Source organism: Afipia birgiae 34632, assembly GCF_000308295.2.
Classification (GTDB): domain Bacteria; phylum Pseudomonadota; class Alphaproteobacteria; order Rhizobiales; family Xanthobacteraceae; genus Afipia; species Afipia birgiae.
The window spans coordinates 67,737-77,025 of sequence record NZ_HG326653.1 but is presented as its reverse complement, the minus strand read 5'-3'; the positions used below and the strand labels follow the sequence as shown (position 1 = coordinate 77,025).

Here is a 9,289-nt window from a genome sequence, read left to right as displayed (position 1 = left end):
GTTCTGTATCTTCGAATGCGCGAAAGAATACCCCCACCCCCAACCCCTCCCCGCAAGGGGGAGGGGAGTTAGGCACCGGCCTCATGCTGGCCCTGGCGTTTCCGGATCGCGTGGCGCGCAATCGTGGCAATGGATCGTTCGTACTGGCGAACGGGCGCGGCGCGAGCGTCGAGCAGACCTCCGCGCTGGCGAAGTCACCGTATATCGCGGTCGCCGAACTGACCGGGACGGCGGCGAACGGACGCATCCTGCTGGCGGCGCCGATCACGCAGACCGAGATCGAGGCGCAGTTCGCCGATCACATCCAGACCGATGACGAGATCACGTTCGACCGATCCGCCATGGCGCTGCGCGCACGGCGCAGGAAGAAGCTTCACGCGATCACACTGTCGGAGCAAACTTTACAGGTCTCGCCCTCGGCGGACACCGCACGTGTGCTGGCGGATGGCTTTGCCGCTGCGGGGCTGGACCGGTTGCCGTGGTCGAAGCCGCTGAAGCAATGGCGCGACCGCGTGATGTTCCTGCGCGCGGCATCGCCTGAAGGCTGGCCTGATCTTTCCCACACCGCACTGGCGGATACGCGTGGGGTTTGGCTCGTGCCCGCACTGTTCGACAAAACGTCGCTTGCAAATTTTTCCGCGGGCGATCTGTCCGACGCGCTGATGAATCTGCTGCCGTGGGACATGCGCGCGCGGCTCGATCGCGAAGCGCCGACGCATTTCGAGGCGCCGACGGGGACGTCGCTCCCGATCGACTATGAAGCCGAGCAGGGACCGACCATTGCTGTCAGATTGCAGGAACTGTTCGGGCTCAACGTGCATCCGTCGATCGCGAAGGGGAAGATTCCGCTGGTGCTCGAGTTGCTGTCGCCCGCGCATCGTCCGGTGCAGGTGACGCGCGATCTGCCGGGTTTCTGGCGCGGGTCCTATGCCGCGGTGCGCTCCGATCTGCGCGGGCGTTACCCGCGTCACCCGTGGCCGGAGGACCCCGCGTCCGCGCAGCCGACGCGGCGGGTCAAGCCGCGCGGAACGTAAAGTGGCCTTGGGCGGGATTCCAGAGACGCATTTTAACGCTTCCCTCACCCTTATTTAGGAAAAAGCCGCCTTTGCTGATGTCGGACCGTCAACTTTCGGCCCGCCGTGATGGGGTTCCCGTAAGCTTTTGCGCGGGACCGGTGAGTACAGGTGTATGCGTTATGCGTAGCATCATGATTCTGGCGGCCATTTTGATCGTGTTTGGCACGTCCATGGCGAAAGTCGCGGACCAGATGACGTCAGAGAAGGCGCAGGCCCACTCCGTCGACAAGGCGAAGGCCATGAATGCCTTCGCGTCGGTGCAGCCGAAAACCACCGGAAATGCCGGTCTTCGCAGCGTTACGGTTTCGCGCGACAGCCGCGGCCATTTCCAGACCGAGGGCCGCGTCGATGGCCGCCGGCTTGGTTTCATGGTCGATACCGGTGCATCAGTCATCGCGCTGAACGAAACGTCGGCGGCGCTGATCGGCGTCCGGCCACGGCCCAGCGAGTACACCGCGAATGTGTCCACGGCCAACGGATCGATCAAGGCGGCGCGCACGCGGCTTGCGATGGTCGATATCGGCGGGCTTGTGGTGCGCGACGTCGATGCCCTGGTGCTGCCCGACGAAGCACTGTCGGAAAACCTGCTCGGCCTGTCGTATCTGTCAAAGCTCAGGCGCTACGAGTTTGCCGGCGGCAAGCTGGTGATGGAGCAGTAATTCGCATTTCTGCGATTGAATCGCCGTCATTGCGAGGAGCGCTTGCGACGAAGCAATCCAGTTTCCATGCTCGCAGCTCTGGATTGCTTCGCTTGCGCTCGCAATGACAACTACATCCGCCGGAACACCACGCTCAGATTGTTCGCCGGCATTTCGGTGATCGCCGGTGCTGAGAATCCCTCGGTACGCGCCAATTCCGCGACAGCTTCCAGATCGCGCAAGCCCCACTCTTCGTTCCGCGCTTTGAGACTTGCGTCGAACGCCTCGTTGCTTGGCGCGGTGACCACATCCGCTCGCCGGTAAGGCCCGTACAGATACAGCGGCGCGCCATCGCGCAGCAGTTTCGCGCAGCCGCGTATCAAGCCCTCGGTCGCCTGCCACGGGGAAATATGGATCATGTTGATGCAGAGGATGGCGTCGGCTGCCGTCACCGGCCAGTGGTTTGACAATGCATCCAGCATCACAGGCGGGCGTACGTTGGAAAGGCCGCTGTCCAGCGTCCATGCCTCGATGCTTTGCAGCGCTGCGTCTTCGGGGTCGGACGGCTGAAACGTCAAACCCGGAAAGGCCCGTGCAAAATGCACGACATGCTCACCGGAGCCGCTGGCGATCTCAAGCACGAGCCCGGATAAGGGCAGCACGCCGCGCAGCACCTCGAGAATGGCGTCGCGGTTGCGCAAGGTGGCGGGATATTCAAGGCGGCGGTCGATCATGCGCGTCCGATCTGAATGAAAGCTGTACGGGTTGGTGGTCCGATTCCAACATTCGGCTCCCGTTTCGGCAGGCGCTTTGCGAATGTTGGAATCAAAGGACCACCAGTAATATAAGTTTCTGGTGGAGTTTGGATTTGACATTCGCGAAGCAAGCTGCGGCGGGTGGGGTCGCGAATGTCAAATCCAACTCCACCAGGCGCTAATATGCCGTAATTCGTTCGTAAATGCTTGGCTCCCGCCTTTCCACGGTTCCAAGCATTCGCTAAAGCTGCTGGATATCGTCCGCCCGCATTGTCACGAGGCCATCTGAATGTTTCCGAAGCCGAAGCCCGAACTGATTCCGAACACCTATGCCTATGAATCCGAGCCGATGGTGAAGGCGACGGGTTTCCGCGAATACGACGCGCGCTGGCTGTTCGGAAAAGAAATCAACCTGATGGGGATTCAGGCGCTGGGCATGGGTCTCGGCACCCTGATCGCCGAGATGGGGCAGAAGCAGGAAATTGTCACCGCACACGATTTCCGCGGCTATTCCGCCTCGATCAAATACGCGCTGATCTCGGGCCTGCTGGCATCAGGTTGCAAGGTTCACGACATCGGCCTTGCGGTGACGCCGATGGCGTACTTCGCGCAATTCGAACTCGACGTGCCCTGCGTCGCGATGGTCACCGCCTCGCACAACGACAACGGCTGGACCGGCGTGAAAATGGGCGCGAACCGCCCGCTGACTTTCGGTCCGGACGAGATGACCCGGCTGAAGGAGATCGTCCTCAATGCCGATTTCAAGCTCAAGCCCGCGGGCTCGTATCACTTCGTCGAGAATTTTCCGGCGCGCTATATCGCCGATCTCACCAAGCGCCCCAAACTCAAGCGCAAGCTGAAGGTGGTGGTCGCCTGCGGCAACGGCACCGCAGGCGCGTTCGCGCCGAAGGTGATGGAAGCGATCGGCTGCGAGGTGATTCCGCTCGACGTGGAGCTTGATCATACTTTCCCGAAGTACAATCCGAATCCTGAAGATATGGAAATGCTGCACGCGATCCGCGATGCCGTGCTCGAACATAAGGCCGATGTCGGCCTCGGGTTCGACGGCGACGGCGACCGCTGCGGCGTGGTCGACAACACCGGCGAGGAAATCTTCGCCGACAAGGTCGGCGTGATGCTGGCGCGGGATATGTCCGCGATCCACAAGAACGCGCAGTTCGTGGTCGACGTGAAATCGACTGGCCTGTTCGTGACCGATCCGGTCCTGCAGAAGCAGGGCGCGCATACGACCTACTGGAAGACCGGCCATTCCTACATGAAGCGCCGCACCCACGAGTTGAAGGCGCTCGCCGGTTTCGAGAAGTCCGGGCACTTCTTCTTCAACGCGCCGGTCGGCCGCGGTTATGACGACGGTCTCGTTTCCGCGATTGCGGTGTGCGAGATGCTGGACCACGCGCCGGGCAAGACCATGGCGGACCTCAAGGACGCGCTGCCGAAGACCTGGTCGTCGCCCACCATGTCACCGCACTGCTCCGACGAGACCAAATATGGCATCGTCACGCAGGTGGTGAAGCACTTCGAGGATCTGGAGGCGAAGGGCGCCAAGGTCGCCGGTCAGCCGATCCGCGATCTGGTCACGGTCAACGGCGTGCGCGTCACCTGCGAGGATGGCAGCTGGGGTCTGGTGCGCGCTTCGAGCAACAAGCCGGAGCTTGTGGTTGTGGTCGAGAGCCCGGTCTCGGAGCAGCGCATGCGCGACATGTTCGAGGCGATGGATTCGGTGCTGCGCACCCATCCGGAAGTCGGCGAATACAATCAGAAGATCTGACGCGCAAAGCGCCGGTCGCGGTTGCTTCAGGGCTTTCTGCATTCCGAGTAGAAAATGCCGTTTGCGGCCCGAATCTGTTCGAGGCACTGGTTGGTACCGATGATCGGTCCAGCCACGCTGAAATCATAAGCGATGCCTTTGACGACAAGTGCGTAGCGCCCAGCTTCGAGAATGAAGTTTGGATCTTCGGGCCGGATTTCGTACATGTCCGGATTATCCCTGACGGGTGCAACCTTATAGGGGAACGCTACGTTGCGGATCACCCAGGCCTCTTCCGCGTTGCTGAGCTTCGGTTTCCCGTCTTCAAACGACATCGCTCGCACGATGCGTGCGACCACGCGAACTTCAGCGCTGTCCGGCGTGCTGCCCGCGGTCTCCCTGCGAAATACGATGAAGCTCGCGCGGCCGTTGGGAAGTATCGTGGACGGGGGCTTTCTGATTTCACCGGATATCGCAACCCTGCGGTCAGGAGCGCGTCCCGGCAATGCCTCAAGGCTGAACAATTTCTCCTCCGCCAAGGCATAAGTACCAAAGGATGCCGGCAGGAGCGGATTGATCGGTGTCGCTACAACGGCAGTCGGAGCTGCAGCCGGCTGCGCAGACTTGGCGATTGCATTTTTTGCGGGAGCCTGATCGGGAAGCTGACCGATCTGCCATTTAAGAGACGACAAATTCGCCAGATTGAACGTCGCATTTTTTGAGTAGAGGGCGGCGATCAGGACGGCAACCATCACGGTCAGCAAGATACCAGCCCGCAGCAGCATGCCCGTTGAGCGGGTTCTGCGTTCGATTATGCCGGGCGTGGATTCCGGTTCGTTCGACGATCCAAGAAGCGGGGTCGATGCTCGGGTCATGCCATGTTCTGCGCCGGCGTCCGCCAGTGAGAACAGTGCGGGAGATGGCAGTTGCCCGGCACCAATTGGGGCCTGTAGTTTCTGCGCGAGGATTGAATCCTTCCGTGCTGAAAACTCTTCGACACCCTGGATTGCTGTTTCGAGTGCGTGTCTCATTTGCCTGCGCTCACCGGGACTGGCGGCGGAGACCAGTTGTCCGGCGAGCTTGGCGCGTGCGAGTTCGTAGATAACGGCGCGCAACTGGACCGGATCGTCTTTGACCGAGTTCACCATGCGCGAGAGGACCAGCGCAAAATCCACCGCCATGGCGATCGGATCGTCGGCCGTCTCGGCGTCAGACCTTTTTGATATATCGTCCATCAGGTCGACCGGTCATTTGCGCGGCGCCCGTGATGGGCCACGATTTAATTCACGGCGAAGGAGAACGGCGCCCGCTTTGGCGCTTCCGGTCGCCTTGGGCAATACCGAATGCTATCCATCGCTTTGAGATACATCAAGTAATTGGTAGCCAATGGCTGGCGTAAGTTCATGAATCTGCAGCCGAAGGCAGGCAAGGTTAAGAAGCCGCGGCTTCCTTTCGCCAACAGAGTGCTGCGCCGCAGGGCGCGCAGGCACAGGTGCTCTAAGTAACAGGCCGGGTAAGCGGCCTGTTACAGATTGGTTTTTGCTAGGGTGTTTACGCCGCGCTGATTGCCGGCACCGGCAGCGCCGTCACCGACTTGATCTTTTCCATCGCAAAGCGTGAAGTGACGTTCTTCAGCGCGACCGCACTGATGAGTTTCTTGTAGAAGATGTCGTAGCTCTGCATGTCGGCGACGACCACGCGCAGCATGTAATCGACATCGCCCGCCATGCGATAGAACTCCATCACCTCGGGCATGGCGCTGACAGCGTCGGCGAATTTCTTCAGCCAGGCGTCGGAGTGATCGCCGCTTTCCACCGACACGAACACCGAGATCCCGAGGCCGATCTTGTTCTGATCGACCAGTGCCACGCGGCGCAGGATGATGCCCTCGGCTTCCATGCGCTGGATGCGCTTCCAGCACGGCGTCGAGGAGAGCCCGACCCGGTCGCCGATTTCGGCCACCGACAGCGAGGCGTCGTCCTGGAGCACAGTCAGAATTTTGCGATCGATCGCGTCAAGGCGGCGCGGAGCGTCAACAATTGCTACAGCAGCGTCAGACATTAGAAGAACTTTCTTCCACATATGAGGTCTACACACCTCATATATAGAAAATCTTTCTATGACAAGCTCGGATTTGCGGCTTTAGAGAGCCTCTATGCGGGGAGGGTGACCGTGCTGGCGGCCAAAAGGGCATCGACTTCAACGCGTTGTGGAGAGCCAAAGGCGCCGCCGAAGCGGGTGCATTTGAGGGCGGCTGTCGCCGAGGCGAATCGCATGGCTTGTTCCAGCGGCTGGCCTTCGGCGATCGCGAGGGCGAACGCGCCGTGGAATGCGTCGCCCGCGCCCAGCGTATCGACGGTGTGAACCGGAAACGCCGGCATCTGTCGGGGTTGGCCTTGCTGGTCGAGCCATATCACGCCCTTGGCGCCCGAGGTGACGCCGAGCAATGCCGGGGTCACCTGTGCGATCTTGCGCAGGGCGGTCACGTCGTCGCTTTCGCCGGCGGTAGCGTGCAACGCGTCCGCTGAAAAGACGATGTGCGAGGCGACCTGCAACAGCCCTTCGCGCATCGACATCATCCGGTCGCCGTCGATGACGACGGGAATGCCGCGGCGTTTCGCTTCTGCGCACACATCGGTCCCGAACTCCGCACAGCGGCTTTCGATCAGAATGGCGTGGCAGTCGGCGAGGAGAGTGTCCGAGGGTGGCAGCGCCACGGTCCACAGTTTCGGATCGCGGAAAGTGGCGATGGTGCGCTCGCCGCTCGGATCGATCAGGACGCTGGAGATCGGCGTCACCACATCATCGACGACCACAAGGCCGCTGGTGTCGATGCCTTCACTCCTGAATTGATCCTCGATGATGGCATTGCTCGCGGCCAACGCACCGCCGATCGGTCCTGTGAGCAGAACACGGCCGCCGAGACGCGAGATCGAAATCGCGGCGTTGGGTGAATTACCGCCCGCGACCTCAACGAACTCGCTGGCATATTCCTTCTGGCCGCGTGCGGGAACTTCCGGCACGCGAAAAATCAGATCGCGCACCGGCATGCCGATGCAGATGATGCGTGGTGATGTGTTGCGTGCTTGATTGTGGATATTCACTGACACTGCGCCTCGTCCGACATGGCCTGTAATCAAGACAATCGATGACACGCGATGCGGTTCCCGTTCAAGGGAACCGTCAGGACTCACGCTGTTTGTGCGATCCAGTTCGCCAGAAGGTGATGTGCGATTGCGACCGGATGAGGGCCTGTCATTCCCTCGGGATGGTTCCTTGCAAGCATCGCCACGGCTTCGTCACGGCTGAACCAGCGTGCATCTTCAAGCTCGGTCTTGTCGACAACGATGTCGGTCGTTGTGGCGCGCGCGGTGCAGCCGATCATCAGCGATGAGGGATAAGGCCATGGCTGCGTCATGTAATAGTGCACATCGGTGCAATGGATGCCGGCCTCTTCGAGGATTTCGCGCTGGACGGCCTGCTCGATGGTTTCCGCCGCTTCGACGAATCCGGCAAGGCATGACCACATGGTCGGTGGAAATTGCGACTGGCGTCCCATCAGGCACTTGTCGCCCGCCGTTACCAGCATGATCACGACGGGATCGGTGCGCGGAAAATGCTCGGTCTTGCAGGTGGGACACACGCGCTTCCAGCCGCCGTCCGCCATGGCCGAGCGCGCGCCGCAATTGGCGCAGAAGCCGTGGCGCTGATGCCAGCTCACCAGCGATTTTGCCATCGCGATGGTGGAGAGTTCGCGCGCCGGAATTGCGCCGCTCGCCGCGACTGCACGCAGATTTTCCACGCCAACGTCCTCACGGCCCATCAGGTCCTCGGCGGCGGCGGCGCTGATGCCCATGCCGAAAATCGCGGCGCCCTCGTGCAGGCCGAGAAAGATGGTGCCGGGATTGGCGCCGAACTTGTGTGCCTCTTCCAAAGTCAGCAGGGCGCGGGGACCATCGGCGCCCTGTGTCACCACCAGCGAATCGCGATGGACCACATAGGCCCGCGCGTTGCGGTGGGTTTCCAGCGCGAACAGTCTTTCGGCGTCGGTGCGGACATGCGCCGCGCGGTCGATCGGATGAGATACGAAGCCCGGCTGTCCGAGCGGAAAGGGATCATTTTTTGTTGTCATTGATTTCAGCTCAGCCAGATCTTGCGGCGAAGCGCCGCGATGAATGTCTCAACTTCCTGCGGATCGTGGGCCAGTGGTGGCGCCACGCCCCAGACCGGCCGCGGCCAGGCGGCGTCCGAGGTCCGGCGTGCAATGATATGAACGTGCAACTGCGGAACGACATTGCCCAGCGCCGCGATGTTCATCTTGTCGGGCTTGGTAACCTCTTTCAGCACGCGCGCGACGCGGTTGATCTCGGTCATCAGTTGGGCCTGTTCCACCTCATCCAGGTCGATGATCTCGATGGCGTTGGCGCGGCGCGGCACCAGCAGCAGCCATGGATAGTTCGCATCCTTGATGACGAGCACCCGCGACAGCGGCAGGTCGCCGATGTTGATGGTGTCTTTTTCGAGGGTTGAATGAAGCGACCAGGCAGAGGCGGACATGTGATTTCCCTAGTGATCCGGTTCTGACATTCGTATCGAATCCTTCGCGGGCCCTTGTACGAATGTCAGAACCAAAGGATCACTGGAATCATAACTTGCTAGTGTTCTTCGTATTCGACGTTCGCTCGGGAGGTGCCGGACAATAAAGCGAACGTCGGATACGGGACACTAGCGGTTCCGGCAATTTTGCAGAGAGCGGGGCCGTGAACAACACCTGTCATGCCCGGTTATGCGCGGGGCATCCATGCCCTTGCGGAATCGGGGCGGATGGATGCCTGCTGAGAACGATCCGTCCTGAAAACGGCCGATTTCGCAAGCCGAAACAACGTGGTGCGAAGTGCCGCCGCGCGCTTGCTTTCCGGCGCTTTTGGCCCCAAATAGGGACCGGGAGATTGGCGGTGGACGAGCCACTCGCCAACCGGGTCAGGTCCGGAAGGAAGCAGCCCTAACGAGGTCCGGATCGGGTCGCTCGTCAGTCTCCTACCTCTCTTTTTT

9 protein-coding genes and 1 other RNA gene are annotated in these 9,289 nt (G+C 61.0%); 4 read left to right on the top strand and 6 right to left on the bottom strand.

The window, feature by feature from the left end; translation table 11 throughout:
• On the top strand, window positions 1-1,034 hold a 1,034-nt coding region (locus BN32_RS14260), incomplete at its 5' end, for an ATP-dependent helicase C-terminal domain-containing protein (RefSeq protein WP_283805251.1).
• A gap of 161 nt (window positions 1,035-1,195) precedes the next feature.
• Window positions 1,196-1,735: a TIGR02281 family clan AA aspartic protease gene (locus BN32_RS14255; protein ID WP_019199665.1), complete on the top strand. Its 540-nt coding sequence runs from the start codon at window positions 1,196-1,198 to the stop codon at window positions 1,733-1,735.
• 110 nt (window positions 1,736-1,845) lie between these two features.
• Here the strand turns inward: BN32_RS14255 and BN32_RS14250 are convergent, their stop codons facing one another.
• Window positions 1,846-2,448 (bottom strand): DUF938 domain-containing protein, encoded by a 603-nt coding sequence (locus tag BN32_RS14250; RefSeq protein ID WP_019199666.1) that lies wholly within the window; start codon window positions 2,446-2,448, stop codon window positions 1,846-1,848.
• A 310-nt stretch (window positions 2,449-2,758) separates the two neighbouring features.
• Here BN32_RS14250 and BN32_RS14245 point away from each other — a divergent pair, with 310 nt between their 5' ends.
• Window positions 2,759-4,258: a phosphomannomutase/phosphoglucomutase gene (locus BN32_RS14245; RefSeq protein WP_019199667.1), complete on the top strand. Its 1,500-nt coding sequence runs from the start codon at window positions 2,759-2,761 to the stop codon at window positions 4,256-4,258.
• 26 nt (window positions 4,259-4,284) lie between these two features.
• On the opposite strand, the gene BN32_RS25625 is transcribed toward BN32_RS14245, so the two are convergent.
• The 5 genes from BN32_RS25625 to BN32_RS14220 form a co-directional block, all read right to left on the bottom strand.
• On the bottom strand, window positions 4,285-5,472 hold the full coding sequence (locus BN32_RS25625) for a hypothetical protein (RefSeq protein WP_019199668.1): 1,188 nt from the start codon (window positions 5,470-5,472) through the stop codon (window positions 4,285-4,287).
• 316 nt (window positions 5,473-5,788) lie between these two features.
• The gene (locus BN32_RS14235; protein WP_040426705.1) at window positions 5,789-6,298 is read right to left on the bottom strand and encodes an Lrp/AsnC family transcriptional regulator; all 510 of its coding nucleotides are present in this window, start codon (window positions 6,296-6,298) and stop codon (window positions 5,789-5,791) included.
• A gap of 92 nt (window positions 6,299-6,390) precedes the next feature.
• Entirely contained in the window at window positions 6,391-7,341 is a 951-nt protein-coding gene (locus BN32_RS14230; protein WP_019199670.1) for a sugar kinase, read from the bottom strand.
• Between the two features lie 86 nt (window positions 7,342-7,427).
• A complete protein-coding gene (nudC, locus tag BN32_RS14225) occupies window positions 7,428-8,369 on the bottom strand; it encodes an NAD(+) diphosphatase (RefSeq protein ID WP_019199671.1) in 942 nt (313 codons plus the stop codon).
• Between the two features lie 5 nt (window positions 8,370-8,374).
• Window positions 8,375-8,794, bottom strand: coding sequence for an HIT domain-containing protein (locus tag BN32_RS14220; protein WP_019199672.1), 420 nt, complete (start codon window positions 8,792-8,794; stop codon window positions 8,375-8,377).
• Between the two features lie 387 nt (window positions 8,795-9,181).
• On the opposite strand from BN32_RS14220, the gene ffs reads away from it, so the two are divergent.
• Window positions 9,182-9,278: signal recognition particle sRNA small type (gene ffs, locus BN32_RS26230), an RNA gene on the top strand.
• Window positions 9,279-9,289: the final 11 nt, after the last annotated feature.

Excerpts from the sequence above, each read along its gene's own strand:
- BN32_RS14245 (WP_019199667.1), top strand. The coding sequence starts at position 2,759 with ATGTTTCCGAAGCCGAAGCCCGAACTGATTCCGAACACCTATGCCTAT.
- BN32_RS25625 (WP_019199668.1), bottom strand. The coding sequence starts at position 5,472 with ATGGACGATATATCAAAAAGGTCTGACGCCGAGACGGCCGACGATCCG.
- BN32_RS14250 (WP_019199666.1), bottom strand. The coding sequence starts at position 2,448 with ATGATCGACCGCCGCCTTGAATATCCCGCCACCTTGCGCAACCGCGAC.
- BN32_RS14255 (WP_019199665.1), top strand. The coding sequence starts at position 1,196 with ATGCGTAGCATCATGATTCTGGCGGCCATTTTGATCGTGTTTGGCACG.
- BN32_RS14235 (WP_040426705.1), bottom strand. The coding sequence starts at position 6,298 with ATGTCTGACGCTGCTGTAGCAATTGTTGACGCTCCGCGCCGCCTTGAC.
- BN32_RS14220 (WP_019199672.1), bottom strand. The coding sequence starts at position 8,794 with ATGTCCGCCTCTGCCTGGTCGCTTCATTCAACCCTCGAAAAAGACACC.
- nudC (WP_019199671.1), bottom strand. The coding sequence starts at position 8,369 with ATGACAACAAAAAATGATCCCTTTCCGCTCGGACAGCCGGGCTTCGTA.